Origin of the sequence: Amycolatopsis sp. CA-126428 (assembly GCF_002904335.1) — a bacterium.
Lineage (GTDB): Bacteria > Actinomycetota > Actinomycetes > Mycobacteriales > Pseudonocardiaceae > Amycolatopsis.
In genome coordinates, this window is record NZ_PPHF01000151.1 from 1 (window position 1) to 20,757 (window position 20,757).

Sequence of the window (20,757 nt, forward strand, 5' to 3'; positions counted from 1 at the left end):
GTTGTTCGCGGCCTCGCCCAGCGCCTTCTCGACCGGGCTCGACCCCTTGGTCGGCGTGGTGAGTGAACTCATGACTTACGCTCCCAAAAGGCCGGACCGATGGCCTCGTTGAAATCGCCTCGCGCGATCAAGTATCCCTCTTCGTCCACCGTGATCGGTAGCTGGGCCAGCGGACGGGTCGCCGGGCCGAAGATCGGCTTGGCGTAGTGGAGCGCGTCGAACTGCGACTGGTGGCACGGGCACAGGATCCGGTTGGTCCGCTGCTCGTACAGAGAGGTCGGGCAGCCGACGTGGCTGCAGATCTTCGTGTACGCGTAGTACTCGCCGAAGTTGTAGTCCTCCTGGCCGGCCCGCTTGACCACCTTCGCGGCGTCGGTCGGGCGCAGGCGGATCAGCATGACCGGGTTGTCGACGCGGGTCAGCGCCTTGGCCAGCGCCTCCGCGTCGTTCCGCTCGGACTCGCGGAACGGGAACACCGTCTCCATCGCGCCCGCGTCGAGGTCTTCGGCCTTGACCAGGGAGATCTCGGTCTCCTTGCCGTGCTCGACCTCGACCGGCTTGCCGGTGTTGCGGCGCAGGTAGACCTTCTCACCGGGGAAGTTCGGCTGCCAGCCGGTGTGCCACAGCGAATCCCGGGTCTCGGTGTTCTTCCAGGGGTCCTTGATGAAGGACGCGATCGGCAGCGCCGCGGCCGCGAGGCCGAGCGCACCCGCCCCGGCGATCGCCGAGCGCTTGACCAGCGAACGGCGGGCGATGGTGCTGCGGCTCCCGGCGTCGGCCAGGTGCGCGAGGATCGTCGCGCGGTCGACCTCGGCCGAGCCGGCGCCGCCCGAGTCGCTGCGCTCCTGCACCGCGACCTCGGCGGGCACGAACTTCTTCGTGTACAGGATCACGCCGATGCCCAGGCCGAGGATGGCCAGGCCGAGCGTGAGGCCGAGCATCGGGGTGTAGAGGCTGTACCAGAAGTGGCCGCTCTCGTTGTCCGGCGCCTCGTACTGCCACGGCCACCAGATCAGCGAAACGACGAACCCGATCCCGGCCAGCGCGGACAGGCCGAACCAGAACGCGACCAGGCGCTCGGCCCGCTTCTCCGCGCGGGTGCCCTCCACGGGCCACGGAGTCGGGTACTCGACGATCTCGACGCCGTCGAGCGCACCGCCCAGCTTCACCAGCTGGTCACGGTCCATCTCAGCCAGCTCCGCCTCCGTCGGCGGCTTCGGCCCCTCGGCACTCATGCCTTCGATCCAATCCACAACGTCGCGCCGATCAGCGCGGCGATCCCGACGATGAAGGCGATGACGCCCTCCGAAGCGGGGCCGACCCCGCCGAGGCCGTTACCACCCGGGTTGTTGTTGCCGTCCGACACCGACTTCACGTAGGCGACGATGTCCTTCTTCTCCTCCGGCGACAGCTGCCGGTCGGAGAACTTCGGCATGTTCTGCGGGCCGGTGAGCATGGCCGTGTAGATCTGCTCTTCGTTGGCCGGGTCCAGGTTCGGCGCGTACTTGCCGGCGGACAGCGCCCCGCCGCGGCCGGTGAAGTTGTGGCACGACGCGCAGTTGAGGCGGAACAGCTCGCCACCGCGGGCCGGGTCGTCGCCGCGCAGGGCCTCGCCCTTCTCGGCGGGACGCTGGACGCCGCCGCCGTGCGCCTGGATGTAGGCGCCGACCGCGTCGATCTCGGCCTCGGTCAGCTTCGGCGGCTTCCGCTCGATCTGCGCCTCCTGGCGCGCGGCGGGCATCCGGCCCGAAGAAGTCTGGAAGTACACCGCGGCGTCGCCGATGCCGATCAGGCTCGGCCCGCGGTCCTGCACGCCCTCGAGGTTCGCGCCGTGGCAGGCGATGCAGGTGTTGTTGTAGACCTGCTCGCCGAGGCGCAGCTGCGCCGGCGTGCCCTGGGCCTGCGCGGTCTGCGGCTCCGGGGCGAACACGGCGTACAGGGCGCCGGCGCCGACCAGCGCGATGCCGAGCGCGAGCAGGCCGGCGAACCGCCTCCGCAGCTTCGACCGCGCGCGGTAGCGGCGCTCCGAGGATTTCGTGCTGGTGGTCATCTTGCGGCAACCCTTGCTGTCAGTTCAGGCCGATGGTGAAGGTGGTGGCGGCTGAGGCGGACCTACGGAAGGAGGTAGATCACACCGAAGAGGCCGACCCACACGATGTCGACGAAGTGCCAGTAGTAGGACACGACGATCGCCGACGTGGCCTGGGCGGGCGTGAACTTGCTCAGTTTCGTGCGGATGAGCAGGTACACGAAGGCGATGAGCCCGCCGATGACGTGCAGGCCGTGGAAACCGGTCGCGAGGTAGAAGACCGTGCCGAACGGGCCGGACGGGATCGTCATCCCCTCTTCGACCAGGTTGTGGTACTCGTTGGCCTGGCCACCGACGAAGATCGCGCCCATGATCAACGTGATGATGTACCAGCGGCGCAGCCCGTAGACGTCGCCGCGCTCGGCGGCGAACACGCCGAACTGGCAGGTCAGCGAGGACAGCACGAGGATCACCGTGAACGGGATCGCGTACGTCACGTTGAGCTTGAAAGGCTCGTCGTGCAGCGGCGGCGGCCACTGGCCGGTCGCGTTCTGCGCCTTGACGGTGAAGAACATCGCGAACAGTCCGGCGAAGAACATCAGCTCGCTGGACAGCCACACGATGGTGCCGACACTGACCATGTTCGGCCGGTTCAGCGAGTGGACCCGCTGACTGATGGTGGGAGCTGCCGTTGTCACGCGTCGCATTATGTCCTCTCGCACCGCCGCTCCGCCGGGTGGGTCCACGGCGAGCCGTCTGCGTAACCGATCACACCGGATGCCCGGGAAGGTGAGAGCTACTCATGGGTTTACTCGACCGCCTGCTTGACCTGGTCAAGAAGCGGGAAACGCCCGGTCTGAGCGCCGACGCGCCCGGTCTGAAGATCGTCGCCGAGGCCTTCGACCCGGTCGTCGCGGACTCCGCCGTCCTCGCCGGTTCACCCGCCTGGGTCAGCACGGCACCGGCCGTCCTGCGGCACCACCTGCTGCTCCCGCCGGACCGGCTCGCCGAGGCCGCGGCGATCCTCGCCCAGGACGGCTATGAGCTGCGAGAACAGTCCCCTTCCGCGGATCCGGCGCGCGTGCTCGCGGTCCGGGTGCAGGTGCTCGACGCCCTGCACTGCGCCCAGGAACGGTCCCGGATGGCGGGCCTGGCGCAGCGGCTGGGCGGCGACGCGCTGGGCTGGGACGCGCTCCAGCCGGAGGCGCCCGCGTGATGTCCGTCTCGGCCGATACGATCGCGGGAGACAGTGCTGAACCGGGGCTGCGCCCCGGGCCGGGGGCTCCGCCACCCGGAGCCCCCGAAAAGCAGTCTGCGGTGACGAGATGGAGGCGTGCCTGATGGGCGAGCGGTCGATGCGGGTCCTGGTGTTCAGCCACAAGGCGGAGGTGCGCGAGGCGATCGTGAACGCGGTCGGCCGGCGGCCCGCCGCCGATCTGGCGCGCGTGGACTACGTCGAGGCGGCCGGCATCGCCGACGTGCTGTCCGAGGTGGACGCGGGGAACGTCGACCTGGCGATCCTCGACGGCGAGGCGCAGCCGACCGGCGGCATCGGCCTCTGCCGCCAGCTCAAGAGCGAAATCACCGACTGTCCCCCGATCGTGGTCGCGGTGCGGCGCCGGGACGACCGGTGGCTGGCGACCTGGTCGCAGGCGGACGCCGTGCTGGTGCACCCGCTGGACCCGCTGACCGCCGCGGAGACCGTCGCCGACGTGCTGCGCGCGCGACGGGTCCCCGTCGTGAACGGCTGAGCCCGGTGACCACCCCGGTCCCCCGCACCTGGCCACCCCTGCTCAAGCAGCTCGTCGCGGGCGTCGACCTCTCCGCGGAGGACACGGCGTGGGCGATGGACCAGATCATGAGCGGTGCGGCGAGCCCGGCCCGGATCGCCGGGTTCGCGGTGGCGCTGCGCGCCAAGGGCGAAACGCCCGAGGAGATCGCCGGCATGGCGGCCACGATGCTGGCGCACGCCCGGCGGGTCGAGCTGGACCGCCCGGCGGTCGACATCGTCGGCACCGGCGGCGACGGCTCCAACTCGGTCAACATCTCCACGATGGCGACGATCGTCACGGCGGCGGCGGGCGCGCCGGTGGCCAAGCACGGCAACCGCAGCGCGTCGTCGAAGTCCGGCGCGGCGGACGTCCTCGAAGCGCTCGGCGTCCGGATCAGCCTGCCGCCGGAAGACGTCCAGCGCAGCCTCGCCGAGGTCGGCATCGGGTTCTTCCTGGCTTCGGCGTTCCACCCGGCGCTGCGCCACGCCGGCCCGGTGCGCAGCGAGCTCGGCATCCCGACGACGTTCAACCTGCTCGGCCCGCTGACGAACCCGGCCCAGCCGGGCGCCGCGCTGATCGGCTGCGCGTACGCCGACAAGACCCGGGTGCTGGCGGAGACGTTCGCCCGCCGCGGCACCCGCGCCCTGGTGGTCCGCGGCGACGACGGCCTCGACGAGATCACCACGACGACGACGTCGACCGTGTGGGTGGTGTCCGAAGGCACGGTCACCGAGCGCAGCTTCGACCCGGCGTCCGTGGGCATCGCGCGGGCGACGGCGGACGACCTGCGCGGCGGCGACGCGGCGGCGAACGCCGAGGTGGTCCGCGACCTGGTGGGCGGCAAGCCGGGCCCGGTCCGCGACGCCGTCCTGATCAACGCGGCGGCCGCGCTGACCGCCTTCACGGGCTTCTCGGCGTCCCTGGAGGACGACCTCCGCGCGGGTCTGACCCGGGCGGCCGAGGCGATCGACTCGGGCGCCGCGGCCGCACTGCTGGACCGCTGGATCGCCTTCAGCTGACCGGCTCCGCCGCCGCACCGGCCGGCTTTTCCGGCGTTGCGGCGGGCTTGCGGCCGCGCTGCGGTGCCAGCGCGGCCGCCAGGACCGCGAGCATCCCCAACGCTTCCGGCCAGGTCGGGCGGTGGCCGTAGAAGGCGATGTCGACCAGGACCGCGACCACCGGGTAGACGTAGGACAGCAGCGCCACCTTCGTGGTCGGCAGCTTGCCGATGCTTGCGTAGATCAGCACGTACATCAGGGCCGTGTGCACCGTGCCCAGCAGCACCAGCCAGAGCAGCCCCGAAGTCGTCGACGGCAGCGGGGTGATCAGCAGCGCGGGCGCCAGCACCAGCGCGCCCACGGTCGTCTGCACGGCGGCCAGGAGATGCGGGCGGATGTGCTTCAGCTGCTTCGCGATGAAGGACGCGCCGGCGTAGAGGAACGCCGCGCCGAGGGCCAGGGCGATCCCGGCGAGCTGGAGGGGCTTGCCGTCCTCGCCGTGGGCGGACAGCGAGATCACCGCCACGCCGCCGAACGCGATGGCGGCCCGGGCCAGGTGGCTCTTGGCGACCTTCTCGCCGAGGAAGGCCGCCGCCAGGCCGACCAGGATCAGCGGCTGGGTGTGGTAGACGACCGTGCTGACCGAGATCGACGACAGCGCGTACGAGGCGAACAGCAGCACCCAGTTGCCGACCAGGAACAGCCCGCCCAGCACGGCGAGGCCGAGGTCGCGGCGCGACGGCCGCCAGGCCTGCAGCCAGCCGCGGGCGAGGCACCAGAGCACGAGCAGGGCGCCGCCGACGAAGCAGCGGGCGAAGGCCACGGCGGGGGCGGCCGCGCCGCTCTCGAGGACGACGGCGCCGATCGTGCCCGACATCGCCATCGCCGCGGACCACTGGAGCAGCGGGCGGGTTTCCGAATTCGTCATGCGCCCAGGTTCGCCGTCCCCGAGCCGGCCAACCAGTGTCAGAGATGACAATGGCCGCAAAACTTGTGACACACTGGCCGCCATGGACGTCAACCGGGTCGCCGTGGTGCTCGCCGACCACGTTTCGCCGTTCGAGCTGGGCGTCGCGTGCGAGGTGTTCGGCACCGACCGCAGCGCCGACGGCATCGAGGGCTGGGACTTCGGCGTCTGCTCCCCCGGCGGCGCCCCGGTCGGGAGCTGGTCCGGCTTCGGGCTGTCCGGCCTGCGGGACCTGGACTTCGCGGCGTCGGCGGACCTGCTGATCGTACCGACGTGCGCGCCCCGGACCGCACCGCCACCCGAACCGGTGCTGGACGTCCTGCGCGACGCGGCCGGGCGAGGGGCGTGGGTGGCGGGGTTCTGCGCGGGCGTGTTCTCGCTGGGGTACGCGGGCTTGCTCGACGGCCGCCGCTGCACGGTCCACTGGGTGTACGAGGCGGAGTTCCGGCGGCGGTTCCCGGCCGCCGAGGTGGATCCGCAGGCGCTCTACGCCGACGACGGCGGCATCCTGACCAGCGCGGGCACGGTCGCGGCGGTCGACCTGTGCCTGCACCTGGTCCGGCGGCTGCGCGGCGTCGCCGCGGCCACGACGCTGGCCCGGCGGATGGTGGCGGCGCCGCACCGCGCGGGCGGCCAGGCGCAGTTCGTCCAGGCGCCGGTCCCGGCGACGGCGGCGGGTGACGACGCCGTGGTCGCGGAGGCCCTGGAGTGGGTGGAGCGGCGGCTGGACCAGCCGTTCACGGTGGCGGAGCTGGCCCGGCGCAGCGGCTTGGGCGAGCGGACGTTCCTGCGCCGCTTCTCGGCGGCGACGGGCACCACCCCGCACCGCTGGCTGACCGAACGGCGGCTGGACCGCGCCCAGGCCCTGCTGGAGGAGGGCGGCCTGTCGGTGGAGGACATCGCGACGGCGTGCGGGTACGCGTCGGCGGCGGCGCTGCGGCACCAGTTCAGCCGCCTGCGGGGAACGAGCCCGTCGTCCTACCGGACGGCGTTCCGCGGCTGAGCACCCTGCCGCACCGGTCGTGAGTGGTAAGGCGGGTTAGAACCCGCCTTACCACTCACGAGGGCTGCGGCAGACACGAAAACGGCCGCCACGCGGGTGCGTGACGGCCGGCTTCGGAAAGGCTCAGTCGTGCGACGGGCCCGTGTGGTACTCGAACACCAGGCCACCGATCGTGATGAGCAGCGCGACCAGCGCGATGACCAGCAGCCAGATGTGGAAGAACGCCAGCGCCAGGGCAGCGAGCGCCGCGGTGGCCGCCATGCCGATCGGCCAGTAGCTGCCCGGGCTGAAGAAGCCCAGCTCGCCCGCGCCGTCGCTGATTTCGGCGTCCTCGCGGTCTTCCGGGCGCGGTTCGATGCGGCGGGCGACGAACTGCATGTAGCTGCCGGCCAGGAACGCGAGACCGCCGGTGAGGAACAGCGCGACGATGCCCACCGGCTCGGCACCGTGGGTCGCCGCCAGCGCGGTCCACACCCAGTAGACCCCCGCCATGAACACGGCGAAGATCGCCACGATGAAGAAGATGCGGGCTTCGACCTTCATGGTCTTCCTCTACTCCTGTTGTTCCTGGGAGATCAGTTGGACGCGGTCCGCGCCGTGCGGTCGGTGTTGAACGGCTGGGTGGTCACCGCGTGCGGGGTGCACAGCTCGCCGCAGTTCATCTTCGCCAGCGCTTCGGCCGCGGTGAACGTCTGGCCCGTCGCCGGGTTCACCTGCTTACGCAGCGAGATGTACTGGTCGAACTTGTCCGCCGACAGCGCGCGGACCTCGAAGTTCATCACCGAGTGGTAGGTACCGCACAGTTCCGCGCACCGGCCGACGAAGGAGCCTTCGCGGTCGATCTTGTTCTGGAAGGAACTGTCCTGGTTGTTCTTCTCCGGATTCGGGAAGACGTCCCGCTTGAAGTGGAACTCCGGCACCCAGAAGGAGTGGATGACGTCGGTGGAGACCAGGTCGTACTGGATGGTCTTGCCGACCGGGAGCACCAGCAGCGGGATCTCGCCGGACGAACCGACGGTGCTGACCTGGCCGCTGCCGTCGGGCTTCGCCGCGTTGGCGTCCTCGTACTTGAACTCCCAGTTCCACTGGAAGGCCACGACCTGGACCTTGACGTCCGGGTTCGGGATCTTGTCGAGGACCTTCGACTCCGTCGTCGCGGTGAAGAAGAACAGGACACAGACCATGATCGTCGGGACGACGACCGTGAACAGCTCCAGCGGGATGTTGTACTGGAACTGCCGGGGCAGCTCCTCCGGCTCGCCGTCGGCGGTCTTCTTCTTGCGGTGGAACGTCGCGGTCCAGAAGATCAGCGCCCACACGATGACGCCGACAACCAGCGCGGCCACCACGGCCCAGGTCCACAGCGTGCGCATCTGGTTCGCCTGCTCGGTGACACCGACCGGCCAGCCGAACCGCAGGATCTCGTCGCCGGAGCAGCCCGTCGCGGTCAGCGCGACCAGCACGGCCAGCGCGGCGACCCGCACGGTCCGCTTCCCCAGGGTGCGCTCGGGTTGTCCCACTGCGCCTCGCCCTTTCACCCAGAGCCTCCTACGACCGATCTTCGTGACAGGCGGAGCCTAGCCGAGTTGGCCCGTCCCGCTGACCAAGGGGTAACCCTCGACGCGCGTGTTACTCGCCACGACCCGCCCGGCATACTGGGCACTTCCCCAGCCCGATGAAGCCCTGAAGGTGTGTGAGTACCCGTGTGCGGCCTGCTTGGACTGATCTGCGCGACCGAGACCGGCGCGGCGGACGCGCGTGACGCCGTCGGCGCGGCCATGCGCTGCCAGCGCCACCGCGGCCCGGACGAGCAGGACACCTGGGCCGACGCCGAGGTCGTCTACGGCTTCAACCGGCTCGCCTTCATCGACGTCGAGCACGCGCACCAGCCGCTGGTGTGGGGCCCGCCCGAGGCGCCGGGCCGCTACACGATGAACTTCAACGGGGAGATCTACAACTACCTGGAGCTGCGGGCGGAGCTCGCCGAGCAGCACGGCGCGAAGTTCGAGACCGAGGGTGACGGCGAGGCCATCGTCGCCGGCTTCCACTACCTCGGCGCGGACTGGGTGAAGCGCCTGCGCGGGATGTTCGCCTTCATGATCTGGGACTCCCAGGAGAAGCGCGTCTTCGGCGCCCGCGACCCGTTCGGCATCAAGCCGCTGTTCTACTCGGCCGGCCCCGGCGGGGTGGCGTTCTCCAGCGAGAAGAAGAGCCTGCTGGAGCTGTCGGACGTCCTCGGCGTCGCGCAGGAGCTGGACCGGAAGGCCCTGCAGCACTACCTGGTCCTGCAGTACGTACCCGAGCCCGAGTCGCTGCACACCGCGATCCGCCGCGTCGAGTCCGGCACCTCGTTCGAGGTCGTGCCCGGCGGTGAGGTGAAGTTCACCCGCTACTTCCACCCGCAGTTCAGCGCGAAGCCGGTCACCACGCAGGCCGAAGCCGAAGAACTGCACCAGCGCATCGCCGACGTGATGCGCGACTCGGTCGGCAAGCACATGATCTCCGACCCGGACGTCACGGTCGGGGCGTTCCTGTCCGGCGGCATCGACTCCACCGCCACGGCCACGCTGGCCAAGGAGCACAACCCGAACCTGATCGCGTTCACCACCGGGTTCGAGCGCGAGGGCTACTCCGAGGTCGACGTCGCCGCCGAGTCGGCCGCCGCGATCGGCGTGAAGCACGTGGTCCGCACGGTGTCGGCGGACGAGATGATGGAGGTGCTGCCGCTCATCGTCTGGTACCTCGACGACCCGGTGGCCGACCCCGCGCTGGTCCCGCTGTGGTTCATCGCCCGCGAGGCCCGCAAGCACGTCAAGGCGGTGCTGTCCGGCGAAGGCGCGGACGAGCTGTTCGGCGGCTACACGATCTACAACGAGCCGATTTCGCTGGCGCCGTTCGAAAAGATCCCCGGCGGCATGCGGAAGCTCATCGGCAAGGTGTCGACGAAGATCCCCGAGGGCACCCGCGGCAAGGACCTGCTGCGCCGCGGCGCGCTCCCGCTGGAGGACCGCTACTACGGCAACGCCCGCAACTTCCGCGACGACCAGCTGCGCAACGTCCTGCGCACGTACCAGGAAGGCGTGGGCTTCAAGGACGTCACGGCGCCCTGGTACGACGTCTCGCGCGGCTGGGACCCGGTGGCCCGCATGCAGCACGTGGACCTCTACACGTGGCTGCGCGGCGACATCCTGGTCAAGGCGGACAAGGTGACCATGGCGAACTCGCTGGAACTGCGGGTGCCGTTCCTCGACGCCGAGGTGTTCAAGGTCGCGGCGTCGATCCCGCTGGACCAGAAGCTCGCCCACGGGACGACGAAGTACGCGCTGCGCCAGGCGCTGGCGAAGATCATCCCGGCGCACGTGCTCAACCGCCGCAAGCTCGGCTTCCCGGTGCCGATCCGGCTGTGGCTGCGCAACGAGATGTACGACTGGGCGAAGGGCATCATCAACGACTCGAAGACCGAGGAGCTGCTGGACAAGAAGGCGATCCTGGCGCTGCTGGAGGAGCACAAGGCGGGCCAGCTGGACCGCAGCCGCCAGCTGTGGGCGCTGATCGTGTTCATGCTGTGGCACGGGATCTTCGTCGAGCACCGGATCAAGCCCGAGATCCCGGAGCCGGTGTACCCGGTCAAGCTCTGAGGTCTGCCGCGGCCGGTCGTGAGTGGTAACGCGGGTTAGAACCCGCGTTACCACTCACGACCACGCAAGTCAGGCGGCGGGCAGGACCACCGAGATCTCCTCCGCCGCGTCCGGGCCGAAGGCTTCGCCGATGCGGGCCAGCGCCTCCGCGCGGTCGAACGTCCACTCCTGCGTGCCGACCGTCTCCAGCACCAGCACCGCGATCAGCGAGCCGAGCTGGGCGGCGCGCTCGACGTTCAGGCCACCGTCGAGGGCGGCCAGGAAGCCCGCGCGGAAGCCGTCGCCGACGCCGGTCGGGTCGGCCTTCACCCGCTCGGGGACCGCGCCGATCTGCAGGGCGACGCCGTCCTGGCCGACGATCTCGACGCCCTTCTCCCCCAGCGTCGTGATCCGCAGGCCGACCTGGTCGAGGACGTCGGCCTCGGTCCAGCCGGTCTTCTGGAGCAGCAGCTCCCACTCGTAGTCGTTGCTGAACAGGTACTTCGCACCGGCGACGAACGCGCGCGCCTGCTCACCGGTCATCCGGGCCAGCTGCTGCGAGGGGTCGACGGCGAAGGCGTACCCGCGCTGCCGGCACTCCGCGGCGCGGCGGATCATGCCCTCGGGGTCGTCCGGGCTGATCAGCACCAGGCTCAGCGCGCCGGCCCGCTCGGCGATGGGCAGCAGCTCGATGTTGCGGGACTCGGCCATCGCGCCGGCGTAGAACGTCGCGATCTGGCAGAGGTCTTCGTCGGTGGTGCAGACGAACCGCGCGGTGTGCGCGACCTCGGACACGTGCACGCCCGAGGTGTCCACCCCGTGCCGCTCCAGCCAGGACCGGTAGTCGGCGAAGTCGGCGCCCACGGCACCCACGAGGACCGGCTGGACGCCGAGCACCCCCAGGCCGAAGGCGATGTTGGCGCCGATGCCGCCGCGCCGGACCACGAGGTCGTCGGCGAGGAAGCTCAGCGAGACGCGGTGCAGCTGCTCGGCGACCAGCTGCTCGGCGAACCTGCCCGGGAAATGCATGAGGTGGTCGGTCGCGATACTGCCGGACACCGCGATCCTGGCCCTGTCTGCCACCGGCTGCTCCTTCGTGTTCGACCTCACGGCAAGAGGCGCGAAGTTACCTCCGGGTCATGACCCATCCGGGTAGTTCGCGCGCGCCCAGCCGACACTACCGGCTGGTACTCCTTCTCCAGTCGAGAGCGGATCAATAGCGTTACGAATCGTGAACGCCGTCACCGAACCCGAGACCCTGTCCGAGCTGATCGCCGACTGCGCGCTCATCCCGGCGACGTTGCAGGCCGAGAGCCTGCCGCTGCCCCGCGTCACGGCCAAGCCGTGGCAGGTCGACGAGGCGTGCCACGCCCAGGTGGCCGAGCTCGACGCGTACGTGTAGGTCCGCAGCGACGAAGAAGGCCCCGCCTCCCACCGGGAGACGGGGCCTTTCTCGCGTGTTCTCGCGGACGACTCAGTGGAACGAGTCGCCGCAGGCGCAGGAGCCGGTGGCGTTCGGGTTGTCGATCGTGAAGCCCTGCTTCTCGATCGTGTCCACGAAGTCGATGACGGCTTCCGACACGTACGGCGCGCTCATCCGGTCCACGGCGACCTTGAGGCCGTCGAAGTCGCGGAACAGGTCGCCGTCGAGCGTGCGCTCGTCGAAGAACAGCTGGTAGCGCAGGCCCGCGCAGCCACCGGGCTGGACGGCGATGCGCAGGTGCATGTCGTCGCGGCCCTCCTGCTCGAGCAGAGCCTTCGCCTTGGCGGCCGCGGTGTCGGTCAACGTGACCCCGTGGGTCTCCTCGGCGGTCTCGGCCTGCGTCGCGCCGGCGTGCTCAGCGGTCGTCATGGCACTCCCTCATAAAGTCGAACTCGCTGCGGATACTCCTCGTGCTGACGTGCTCAACACCCGGAGCGTCCGATCTGTTCCCCCACCATCGTCGCACATGGATCGCCCTGGTTACCGGCGGCGTGACGCCTGCAATACCCTGATGACGTGAGGTTCCTGCGCCGAAGCACCACAGACACCGCCGCCGACGAGCCGGAGTCGGCCGAAGCCGTCGACGTCGCCGGCAAGGCGTTCACGCCCGGTAAGGGCAAAGCTACGCCGAAGCGCCGCGAAGCGGAGGCGAAGCGACGGGGTCCGGTGGCGCCGCCGCCCACCACCATGCGTGAGGCGATGAAGCGCAACAAAGAGCTGCGCAAGGCGAACCCGCAGACCAAGGAAGACCGCCGCGCGGCGGCGAAGGCCCGCCGCGAGGCGATGATGCGCGGCGACGACAAGGCCCTGCTCCCCCGCGACCGCGGGCCGGTCAAGGCGTACGTCCGCGACCTGGTCGACAGCCGGCGCAACCTGCTCGGCCTGTTCATGCCGCTGGCCATCGTGGTGTTCCTGGCGTTGCTGGTGCCGATGCCCCAGGTCCAGTCGTACATCACGCTCCTGTGCACGGCGATGCTGCTGGTGATGGCAATCGAGGGCTTCGTGAACGGCCGGAAGATCGCGAAGCTGGTCCGGGAGAAGTTCCCGAAGGAAGCGGTGAACGGCCGGTCGATCGGCTGGTACGCGTTCGTCCGGGCGTCCCAGATCCGCCGGCTGCGGATGCCGAAGCCACGGCTGAAGCCCGGGGACGCGATCCCGAACTGAGCGGTTTCCGAGAAGCCGGGTGGAGCAAGCCTCCACCCGGCTTCTTGCTGTCCGCGACCGGGAGCGGCGCCGGTCTTCCGGCGACCCCGACGAGGCTGGAGCCACTCCAGGTCGTTAGCAAAGTAAACGATTACCGCCTAAGCTCACGGCCATGGAGTTTCGTCGTCTCGGCCGCAGTGGCCTCAACGTCAGTGAGATCTCGTACGGGAACTGGCTCACCCACGGTTCCCAGGTCGAGGAGGACCAGGCCCACGCCTGCATTCAGGCCGCCCTCGACGTCGGCATCACCACCTTCGACACCGCCGACGTCTACGCCAACACCGCCGCCGAGTCCGTGCTCGGGCGCGGCCTGAAGGGCCGGCGGCGGGAAAGCCTGGAGATCTTCACCAAGGTCTTCTGGCCCACCGGCCCCAAGGGCCCCAACGACAAGGGCCTGTCCCGCAAGCACATCATGGAGTCGGCGCACGCCAGCCTGAAGCGGCTCGGCACCGACTACGTCGACCTCTACCAGGCGCACCGGTTCGACCGGCACACCCCGCTCGAAGAGACCATGACCGCCTTCGCCGACCTCGTGCGCCAGGGCAAGGTGCTCTACGTCGGCGTCTCGGAATGGACCGCCGAGCAGATCACCCGCGGTGCCGCCCTCGCCCGCGAGCTGCACGTCCCGCTCGTGTCGAACCAGCCGCAGTACAACATGCTCTGGCGCGTCATCGAAGCGGAGGTCATCCCCGCCTCCGAGCGCGAAGGCCTGAGCCAGATCGTCTGGTCGCCGATCGCCCAGGGCGTGCTCACCGGCAAGTACAAACCGGGCCAGGCCTACCCCGAAGGTTCGCGCGCCACCGACGAGAAGGGCGGCGCCGACATGGTCGCCCGCTTCCTCGACGACGGCGTCCTCGAGCGCGTCGCCCAGCTCGAGCCGCTGGCCGAGCAGGCCGGCCTCAGCCTCGCCCAGCTGGCCGTCGCGTGGGTGCTGCAGAACCCGAACGTCGCCTCCGCGATCATCGGGGCTTCGCGCCCGGAGCAGGTGCACGAGAACGTCAAGGCCGCCGGCCAGAAGCTCGACGCCGATCTCCTCAAGGCCATCGACGACGTCCTCGGCGACGTCGTCGAGCGCGACGCGAGCCTGACCAAGAGCCCCTAGTTCCCCGGTCGTTCAGTCCTGGCCGGGCCGCCCCGGAACGGCACCCCGAGGCCGAACGCTTCCTCGGGGGCCATCCGGGGTTTCGACGTCGTCGATCAGGCGGTACGGGTCGTACTCACCCACGGACCCAGGTCTTCCCCGTGATCCGCTCGTAGACCTCGGTGTAGCGCTGCCGCGTCTGCTCCACGATGTCCGCGGGGATCTCCGGCCCGGGCGGGGTCTGGTCCCAGCCCGTCGACCGCGACCAGTCGCGGACGAACTGCTTGTCGAACGCGTGCTGCGGGCGGCCCGGCTCCCACTCGTCGGCCGGCCAGAACCGCGACGAGTCCGACGTCAGGACCTCGTCGCCGAGGGTCAGCGTGCCGTCGGCGTCGAAGCCGAACTCCAGCTTCGTGTCGGCGATGATGACGCCCTGCTTCGCCGCGTGCTCGGCGCCCTTCGTGTAGATCTCCAGCGTCAGCTCGCGAAGCCGCTTCGCGGTGTCTTCGCCGATTTCGTTCAGGACCTCGTCGAAGGTCATGAACTCGTCGTGGCCGGTGTCGGAGATCTTCGTCGTCGGCGTGAAGATCGGCTCCGGCAGCTTGTCGCCCTCGACCAGGCCCGGCGGCAGCGCGACGCCGGAGATCTTGCCGTCGCGCCGGTACTCGCGCAGGCCGAGCCCGGCCAGGTAGCCGCGCGCGATGCACTCGACCTGGACCATCTTCAGCGGCTTGCAGCGCATCGCGCGGCCGGCGAACTCGTCCGGCACGTCGGTGGTCGACACGACGTGGTTCGGGACGACGCCGGCCATCCGGTCGAACCACCAGGCGGAGAGCTGGTTGAGCAGCTTGCCCTTGTCCGGGATCGGCGTCGGCAGCGAGACGTCGTAGACCGAGACGCGGTCGGACGCGACCAGCAGGATGTCCCCGCCGTCGAGTTCGTACAGGTCACGGACCTTGCCCGCGTGGATGTGCTTCATTCGCCGTCCTCAGTCGTGTACTCGTAGAAAACCCAGTGGTCGGGCAAGGCGGCGGATTCACCGTACTCGACGACCGTCCCGTCGGCCGCCACGAAGGTGCTCCGGCCGAGCAGCACCGGCGACCCGGCGGGCAGCCCCAGCTCGGCCGCCTCCTCCTCGCCCGCGCGGCCCGCCGCGTGCCGTTCCTGCGTCGTCGCGATCTTCGTGCCGAGCCGGGCGGCCGCGTGGGCCGCGGTGCCCTCGACGATCCGCTCCGCCACCAGCAACGCCGGCGCCTTGGCCGACAGCACGCCGTCGAACCACGAGGTCGACGTCGACAGCGGCCGCGAGTCGGGACCGTAGGTGGTACGGCGACGGCGGATCACCGGGGCGCCCTCCTCCAGGCCGAGTGCGGCCGCGGCGCGTTCGGAGGCCCGCTCGAGACCGGCCGAGCGGATCACCGCGTAGTGGCCCGGCGGGTAGATCCGGCCCGTCCGCACCGAGGAGGTGGTGCGGTCGCGGGCCGTGCGGTGCAGGCCGCCGCGGTCGACGACCGTGCCGACCCCGCGCACGGGCCGCACGAGGCCCTGCGAGCGGAGCGTGGCCAGCACCTTGGTGGCCGTCGCCATGGCGACGGTCCAGGTGCGCGCGATCTCGCGGGCGGACGGCACCGCGTCGCCCTCCTGCAGCCGGCCGGACAGGATGTCGTCACGGATCCGGCCGGCGATCTGCAGGTACGGCGGCTCGGGGCGATCGAGGGTGGGCAAGGCGGCTCCTCACAGGGACAACACGCACAAGTGTTCTAGCACGCCGGAGGGTGTCCCACAAAGGCCTGTTCAGAACCACCCAGGTGTACTAGTACACGCACTGGACTGCGCTCTAGTACGCAAGTTACCCTCGAAAGTGTGTCCCCGCCCACAGCGCATTCCGGCTCCAGCGGCCAGGGCCTCGAGCAACTCCTCGAGGAACTCCGGCGCCGCAAATGGGTGCTGCACCTGTTCGGTGGCCGTGAGGCACCGGAGATCTACGCGGCGGTACACCGCTGGCCGACCTGCGCGGACGTCATCATCCTGCGCGACGAGCACCGGGCCAGCGCGTACCGCGTGCCGACCTTCCCGGGCACCGACGTGTTCAGCCCGGCGGTCGTCACCTGGCAGTACCACGCCACCCCGGTGTGGACGCTGCGGGCGGTGCTCACCCTGGCGGAGCCCGGCACCCCGGGCGCCCCGCTGCAGGCACTCCGGCCACAGCCGGATTGCCGGATCCCGCCCGAACTGCGCAGCGACGTCACCATCCGGCCGACCGGGACGCGCGGGGAGGGAGACGACGGTGGCCCGCCCGCGTGCGCCTAGCAGTCATCAGGCTCAGCGGGCGAGCAGCCGCTCCGCGACGACGAGGTCGTGCGGGTAGGTGATCTTGAGGTTCTCGGGAGCGCCCGGGACCCAGCGGATCGGCAGGGAGGAGAACCGCTCCATGCACGACGAAGTGTCCGTCCCCACGAAACCTTCGCGCTCGGCCTTCTCGTAGGCCTCGAGCAGCGGTCCGGCCCGGAAGCCCTGAGGCGTCTGGACGCGGATCGCGCCGGGCACCTGGGCGACCAGGTGCCCGGCATCCACCTCGACGACGTCGTCCGCGGCCAGGCCCGGCACAGCCCCCCCGTCCTCGCGTGTCCGGGCCAAAACCGCACCGACCAGTTCGGGGTGGACCAGCGGCCGGGCCGCGTCGTGCAAGAGCACGGCGTCGACCCGGCCGCCTGTTATGCGCTCGGCGAGGTGACGGAGGGCGTTGAGCTCGGAGGCCTGCCGAGTGTCGCCGCCGTACACGATCTCGACGTCTTCGCCGGCGACCTCTTCGGCGAGTTCGCGGTCCTGCGGCCGGATCACCAGCACGAGCACGCCGATCCCCGGGACGCGCCGGAAGGCGTCCAGCGACCAGGCGACGACGCGCCGCCCGGCCAGGGGCAGGTAGACCTTGTTCACCTTCGCGCCGACGCGGGTCCCCGCGCCACTGGCCAGCACCACCGCGGCCGCCGTCGTCTCCACGAGCCGCGAGACTACTGGGCGCCGGTGAGCGCGGCCGGGCGCGTGGCCGGGTTTCGGGCGATCTCGGGACAGCGCCACTCGCCCGGGCACTGACTCTGCCCAAGACCAAGCCGGACCCGCGGGCCGGTTCCCCGCGCGACCCCGCGGCAGCCGCGGCAGCCGCGGCCGAGCCGACGCCGGCCCACCCTGCGGCCAGCCCGGCAGCGGCGGCCGCCGAACCGCTCGGCACCCGGAAGCGCCGAAGCCGCGCCCACCGGCCGCACAACTGCCCGCCGCCCGTGCCCGGTAGGTTGGCCACAGCGTTGCCGTGCCGAAGAAAGGGCCTGGTGTGGAGCCGGAAAACATCGAGTTCGCCGAGATCACCCCACCCGATGACCACGCTCGGTCCGCCGCCATCGCGCTGCACGACAAGCTGGTCAAACCCGCCGGGTCGCTGGGCAGGCTGGAAGAGCTGGGTGTCTGGATCGCCGCCTGCCAGGGGCAGTCGCCGCCGCGGCCGTTCACCCGGCCGCGCGTGGTCGTCTTCGCCGGGGACCACGGCATTGCCGCCAAGGGCGTCTCCGCCTATCCCGCCGAGGTCACCGCGCAGCTGCTGGGGACCATGCTCACCGGCGGCGCCGTGATCAACGTGCTGGCCGCCGCCGCGGGTGCGAGCGTGCGCGTCGTCGATCTGGCCGTCGACACCGAGGCCCCCGCGACGCGCTCGATCGGCGAGTTCAAGGTCCGCCGCGGCTCGGGCTCCATCGACGTCGAAGACGCGCTGACCGCCGACGAAGCGGAAAAGGCGATCCGGGCCGGGATCGCGATCGCCGACGCCGAAGTCGACGGCGGGGCCGACCTGCTCATTCCCGGCGACCTCGGGATCGGCAACAGCACCCCGGCGTCGGTGCTGGTGGCGGCCCTGACCGGCACCGAGCCGGTCGCCGTCGTCGGCCGCGGCTCCGGCATCGACGACGACGCGTGGATGCGCAAGGCCACCGCCGTGCGCGACGCCCTGCGCCGGGCCCGTGCGGTGCTGGCCGACCCGGTCGGCCTGCTGCGCACCACGGCCGGTGCGGACATCGCCGCGATGGCCGGGTTCCTCGCCCAGGCCGCGGTCCGCCGGACGCCGGTCGTCCTGGACGGCCTGGTGGCCTGCGCCGCCGCGCTCGTCGCCGAAGACCTGGCCCCGGGCGCGCGGCGCTGGTGGGTCGCGGGCCAGCGGACGGCCGAACCGGCGCACGCCCTCGCGCTGGAGCACCTCGACCTGGGCCCGCTGCTGGAACTGGACGTCCGGCTCGGCGAAGGCACCGGCGCCGTGACCGCGTTGCCGCTGCTGATGATGGCCGCCCGCGTCCTCGCCGAGACGGCCACCCACGAGCAGGCCGGCGTCTCCGGCCCGCTGATCGCCGCACCCGCTTCCTGACGAACGAAAGCGGCCCCCGGCGCACCGGGGGCCGCTTCGGAAAACCGCTCAGCCGAGCGGGACCATCCAGTGGTCCGGGTCGGAGCGGGTGCCCTCCTGGATCCCCGTCAGCTCTTCGCGCAGCTTCATCGTCAGCACGCCCGGCTGCCCGTCGGCGATCGTGAACTCGCCCTCCGCGTGCTTCACGTGGCCGACCGGGGTGATCACCGCCGCGGTGCCGCAGGCGAACGTCTCGGTCAGCTCGCCGGACGCGGCCGCCTTCTCCCACTCCTCGGTGGAAATCCGGCGCTCCTCGATCTTGTACCCGAGCCGCGAAGCCAGCTGCAGCAGCGACTTGCGGGTGACGCCGGGCAGCAGCGAGCCCGTCAGCTCCGGGGTCACCACCCGGGCGTTCTCACCGGAGCCGAAGACGAAGAACAGGTTCATCCCGCCCATCTCTTCGACCCAGCGCCGCTCGACCGCGTCGAGCCACACCACCTGGTCGCAGCCCTTCTCGACGGCCTGCGCCTGCGCCACGAACGACGCCGCGTAGTTGCCGGCGCACTTGGCCGCGCCGGTGCCGCCGGGGGCCGCCCGGACGTACTCGGTGGACAGCCAGACGCTGACCGGCTTCACGCCGCCCGCGAAGTACGACCCGGCCGGCGAAGCGATGACCGTGTACACGTAGTCGGCGGCCGGGCTGTTGACGCCGAGCCCGGTGGACGTCGAGATCATGAACGGCCGCAGGTACAGCGAATCACCCGGCCGGGTGGGCACCCACCGGCCGTCGACGGCGATGAGCTCACGCAGCGACTCGAGGAAGACCTCCTCGGGCAGCTGGGGCATGGCGAGCCGCTCGGCCGACTGGCGGAACCGCTCGGCGTTGGCGTCCGGGCGGAACGACGCGATCGAGCCGTCCGGCTGGCGGTAGGCCTTGAGACCCTCGAAGATGGCCTGGCCGTAGTGCAGCACCGACGTCGCCGGGTCGAGGGTGAACGGCGCGTACGGGCCGACCTGGGCGTCGTGCCAGCCTTCGGCCTTCGACCACTTGACGGTGACCATGTGGTCGGTGAAGTACACCCCGAACCCGGGGGCGGCGAGTACCTCCGCGACACGGTCCGCGCTCGCAGGACTCGGGTGCGGGATATGGGCGAACTGTGTCGTGGTCGTCATGGCTAGACGATACCGCTTGCTCGGACGCGCGTTAGTCGGATGTCCATCTGTTCCGGAGTTCCCCGCGCCCGCGGGGCGAGCGCTCTAGGATGCGGTGGTGACCTACCACTCCACTGAGCCGGTCCCCCGGCCCAAGACCACCGGCGCCGACATCAAGACCTTCGTCGCCGCGGTGCTGCTGACCTTCGGCGTCGGCCTGCTCGGCATGGTCGGCTGGGCCGTGCTGGACAGCGGCTTCGGCGGCTTCCTCGGCCTGGTCGGCGGCGTCTTCGGCGTCGTGTGGTGGCGGAAGATCCACGGCAAGGCGTTCCCGAAGGTGCTCCCGACCAAGTCGGTCGTCATCCTCGCGGTCGTCAACGCCGTGCTGGCGCTGATCCTTCTCCTGACCGCGGGCTGAGCGAAGCCGGCAGGCCGGGCGGCAGCTCCGGCGCCGGCCAGCCCTCGTCCGGGCGGAAGTCGGTGTCGGTCCCGTCGAACGGGTAGGCGCCGCGGTCGGCCAGCGCGCCGATCCGCTCGCCCTCCGCGCGCAGCCGGTCGAACTGCTCGAGCGTCAGGCGGCCGACCTCGATGGCGGCTTCGGCCTCGTCCTCGTCGTCCCAGCGCCAGCTGCCGTCGCGCTCGACGACGACGTCGAGCACGCCGTCGATCCGGTCGACCGCGCCGGGCGTGCGGCCCAGCGGGATCTCCAGGTTCACGTACCAGTTCTTGAACCGGCCTTCGAGGTCGAAGAACCACCAGACCGACGACCACTCGTCTTCGGGGATCCGGCGCAGCGTCGACGCGCCGTGCCAGCAGTCCGGCACCGCCACCCGCGGGATGCGGAACCGCTGGTCCAGCGGGGCGTCCCGCATCAGGCGGCCGTCGGCGAGCCTGCTGCCGATGATCGGCGTACCCGCCGGCAACCAGGCACGCAGGACGCGGCCGTCGTCTTCGAGGACGCGCAGCGGGTGGACCTGGCCGATCGAGCCGTCGGGGCGGTGGAACCGTTCGACCACGGTTTCCCCCGGCCGCCAGCGTCGATCACTCACGGGTCTCACTGTACTAATC

At 70.8% G+C, this 20,757-nt stretch carries 24 protein-coding genes; 11 read left to right on the top strand and 13 right to left on the bottom strand.

The window, feature by feature from the left end:
* Positions 1–68: 68 nt before the first annotated feature.
* The 3 genes from qcrA to ctaE all read right to left on the bottom strand — a co-directional run bounded on the left by qcrA (position 69) and on the right by ctaE (position 2,736).
* Complete coding sequence (gene qcrA, locus C2L58_RS37155) at positions 69–1,235, bottom strand: cytochrome bc1 complex Rieske iron-sulfur subunit (protein ID WP_103342329.1); 1,167 nt, start codon at positions 1,233–1,235, stop codon at positions 69–71.
* Positions 1,232–2,050 carry a cytochrome bc1 complex diheme cytochrome c subunit gene (qcrC, locus tag C2L58_RS37160; RefSeq protein ID WP_103342330.1) on the bottom strand — a complete coding sequence of 273 codons (819 nt, stop codon included), beginning with the start codon at positions 2,048–2,050 and terminating at the stop codon, positions 1,232–1,234. The genes qcrA and qcrC overlap by 4 nt, the downstream gene beginning before the upstream one ends.
* A 62-nt stretch (positions 2,051–2,112) precedes the next feature.
* Positions 2,113–2,736 carry an aa3-type cytochrome oxidase subunit III gene (gene ctaE / locus C2L58_RS37165; RefSeq protein ID WP_103342331.1) on the bottom strand — a complete coding sequence of 208 codons (624 nt, stop codon included), beginning with the start codon at positions 2,734–2,736 and terminating at the stop codon, positions 2,113–2,115.
* 95 nt (positions 2,737–2,831) lie between these two features.
* On the opposite strand from ctaE, the gene C2L58_RS37170 reads away from it, so the two are divergent.
* The 3 genes from C2L58_RS37170 to trpD all read left to right on the top strand — a co-directional run bounded on the left by C2L58_RS37170 (position 2,832) and on the right by trpD (position 4,820).
* Entirely contained in the window at positions 2,832–3,245 is a 414-nt protein-coding gene (locus C2L58_RS37170; RefSeq protein WP_103342332.1) for a hypothetical protein, read from the top strand.
* Between the two features lie 124 nt (positions 3,246–3,369).
* Complete coding sequence (locus C2L58_RS37175) at positions 3,370–3,780, top strand: hypothetical protein (protein WP_103342366.1); 411 nt, start codon at positions 3,370–3,372, stop codon at positions 3,778–3,780.
* Between the two features lie 5 nt (positions 3,781–3,785).
* A complete protein-coding gene (gene trpD / locus C2L58_RS37180) occupies positions 3,786–4,820 on the top strand; it encodes an anthranilate phosphoribosyltransferase (protein ID WP_103342333.1) in 1,035 nt (344 codons plus the stop codon).
* Here trpD and C2L58_RS37185 read toward each other — a convergent pair.
* Positions 4,813–5,727, bottom strand: a complete 915-nt coding sequence (locus C2L58_RS37185) for a DMT family transporter (RefSeq protein ID WP_103342334.1) — start codon at positions 5,725–5,727, stop codon at positions 4,813–4,815. The two genes, trpD and C2L58_RS37185, sit on opposite strands and share 8 nt — an antisense overlap.
* An 82-nt stretch (positions 5,728–5,809) precedes the next feature.
* Between C2L58_RS37185 and C2L58_RS37190 the strand changes: the two genes are divergently transcribed.
* The gene (locus tag C2L58_RS37190) at positions 5,810–6,769 is read left to right on the top strand and encodes a GlxA family transcriptional regulator (RefSeq protein WP_103342335.1); all 960 of its coding nucleotides are present in this window, start codon (positions 5,810–5,812) and stop codon (positions 6,767–6,769) included.
* Positions 6,770–6,892: 123 nt separating this feature from the next.
* Here the strand turns inward: C2L58_RS37190 and C2L58_RS37195 are convergent, their stop codons facing one another.
* Together C2L58_RS37195 and ctaC are read right to left on the bottom strand one after the other, a co-directional pair.
* Positions 6,893–7,312 (bottom strand): cytochrome c oxidase subunit 4, encoded by a 420-nt coding sequence (locus tag C2L58_RS37195; protein ID WP_103342336.1) that lies wholly within the window; start codon positions 7,310–7,312, stop codon positions 6,893–6,895.
* A gap of 32 nt (positions 7,313–7,344) precedes the next feature.
* Positions 7,345–8,289 carry an aa3-type cytochrome oxidase subunit II gene (gene ctaC, locus C2L58_RS37200; RefSeq protein WP_199191638.1) on the bottom strand — a complete coding sequence of 315 codons (945 nt, stop codon included), beginning with the start codon at positions 8,287–8,289 and terminating at the stop codon, positions 7,345–7,347.
* A gap of 183 nt (positions 8,290–8,472) precedes the next feature.
* On the opposite strand from ctaC, the gene asnB reads away from it, so the two are divergent.
* Positions 8,473–10,407: an asparagine synthase (glutamine-hydrolyzing) gene (gene asnB / locus C2L58_RS37205; RefSeq protein WP_103342338.1), complete on the top strand. Its 1,935-nt coding sequence runs from the start codon at positions 8,473–8,475 to the stop codon at positions 10,405–10,407.
* A gap of 69 nt (positions 10,408–10,476) precedes the next feature.
* On the opposite strand, the gene C2L58_RS37210 is transcribed toward asnB, so the two are convergent.
* Positions 10,477–11,469: a carbohydrate kinase family protein gene (locus tag C2L58_RS37210; protein WP_103342339.1), complete on the bottom strand. Its 993-nt coding sequence runs from the start codon at positions 11,467–11,469 to the stop codon at positions 10,477–10,479.
* 148 nt (positions 11,470–11,617) lie between these two features.
* Between C2L58_RS37210 and C2L58_RS50060 the strand changes: the two genes are divergently transcribed.
* Complete coding sequence (locus C2L58_RS50060) at positions 11,618–11,788, top strand: hypothetical protein (protein ID WP_020644663.1); 171 nt, start codon at positions 11,618–11,620, stop codon at positions 11,786–11,788.
* Positions 11,789–11,860: 72 nt separating this feature from the next.
* On the opposite strand, the gene C2L58_RS37215 is transcribed toward C2L58_RS50060, so the two are convergent.
* Positions 11,861–12,238, bottom strand: a complete 378-nt coding sequence (locus C2L58_RS37215; RefSeq protein WP_103342340.1) for a HesB/IscA family protein — start codon at positions 12,236–12,238, stop codon at positions 11,861–11,863.
* 147 nt (positions 12,239–12,385) lie between these two features.
* On the opposite strand from C2L58_RS37215, the gene C2L58_RS37220 reads away from it, so the two are divergent.
* The gene (locus C2L58_RS37220) at positions 12,386–13,033 is read left to right on the top strand and encodes a DUF3043 domain-containing protein (protein ID WP_103342341.1); all 648 of its coding nucleotides are present in this window, start codon (positions 12,386–12,388) and stop codon (positions 13,031–13,033) included.
* Between the two features lie 151 nt (positions 13,034–13,184).
* The gene (locus C2L58_RS37225) at positions 13,185–14,174 is read left to right on the top strand and encodes an aldo/keto reductase family protein (protein WP_103342342.1); all 990 of its coding nucleotides are present in this window, start codon (positions 13,185–13,187) and stop codon (positions 14,172–14,174) included.
* A gap of 115 nt (positions 14,175–14,289) precedes the next feature.
* Here the strand turns inward: C2L58_RS37225 and C2L58_RS37230 are convergent, their stop codons facing one another.
* Entirely contained in the window at positions 14,290–15,132 is an 843-nt protein-coding gene (locus C2L58_RS37230; RefSeq protein WP_103342343.1) for a phosphoribosylaminoimidazolesuccinocarboxamide synthase, read from the bottom strand.
* Positions 15,129–15,878 (bottom strand): GntR family transcriptional regulator, encoded by a 750-nt coding sequence (locus C2L58_RS37235; protein ID WP_103342344.1) that lies wholly within the window; start codon positions 15,876–15,878, stop codon positions 15,129–15,131. The genes C2L58_RS37230 and C2L58_RS37235 overlap by 4 nt, the downstream gene beginning before the upstream one ends.
* A 138-nt stretch (positions 15,879–16,016) precedes the next feature.
* Here C2L58_RS37235 and C2L58_RS37240 point away from each other — a divergent pair, with 138 nt between their 5' ends.
* Positions 16,017–16,463 carry a hypothetical protein gene (locus tag C2L58_RS37240; protein WP_103342345.1) on the top strand — a complete coding sequence of 149 codons (447 nt, stop codon included), beginning with the start codon at positions 16,017–16,019 and terminating at the stop codon, positions 16,461–16,463.
* Positions 16,464–16,475: 12 nt separating this feature from the next.
* Here the strand turns inward: C2L58_RS37240 and C2L58_RS37245 are convergent, their stop codons facing one another.
* A complete protein-coding gene (locus tag C2L58_RS37245) occupies positions 16,476–17,153 on the bottom strand; it encodes an IspD/TarI family cytidylyltransferase (RefSeq protein ID WP_103342346.1) in 678 nt (225 codons plus the stop codon).
* A gap of 328 nt (positions 17,154–17,481) precedes the next feature.
* Between C2L58_RS37245 and cobT the strand changes: the two genes are divergently transcribed.
* On the top strand, positions 17,482–18,558 hold the full coding sequence (gene cobT / locus C2L58_RS37250; protein ID WP_103342347.1) for a nicotinate-nucleotide--dimethylbenzimidazole phosphoribosyltransferase: 1,077 nt from the start codon (positions 17,482–17,484) through the stop codon (positions 18,556–18,558).
* Positions 18,559–18,606: 48 nt separating this feature from the next.
* Here the strand turns inward: cobT and C2L58_RS37255 are convergent, their stop codons facing one another.
* Positions 18,607–19,710 (bottom strand): branched-chain amino acid aminotransferase, encoded by a 1,104-nt coding sequence (locus C2L58_RS37255; protein WP_103342348.1) that lies wholly within the window; start codon positions 19,708–19,710, stop codon positions 18,607–18,609.
* Positions 19,711–19,807: 97 nt separating this feature from the next.
* Here C2L58_RS37255 and C2L58_RS37260 point away from each other — a divergent pair, with 97 nt between their 5' ends.
* Positions 19,808–20,107, top strand: coding sequence for a hypothetical protein (locus tag C2L58_RS37260; RefSeq protein WP_043781520.1), 300 nt, complete (start codon positions 19,808–19,810; stop codon positions 20,105–20,107).
* On the opposite strand, the gene C2L58_RS37265 is transcribed toward C2L58_RS37260, so the two are convergent.
* A complete protein-coding gene (locus C2L58_RS37265) occupies positions 20,064–20,738 on the bottom strand; it encodes a DUF402 domain-containing protein (protein WP_199191639.1) in 675 nt (224 codons plus the stop codon). The two genes, C2L58_RS37260 and C2L58_RS37265, sit on opposite strands and share 44 nt — an antisense overlap.
* Positions 20,739–20,757: the final 19 nt, after the last annotated feature.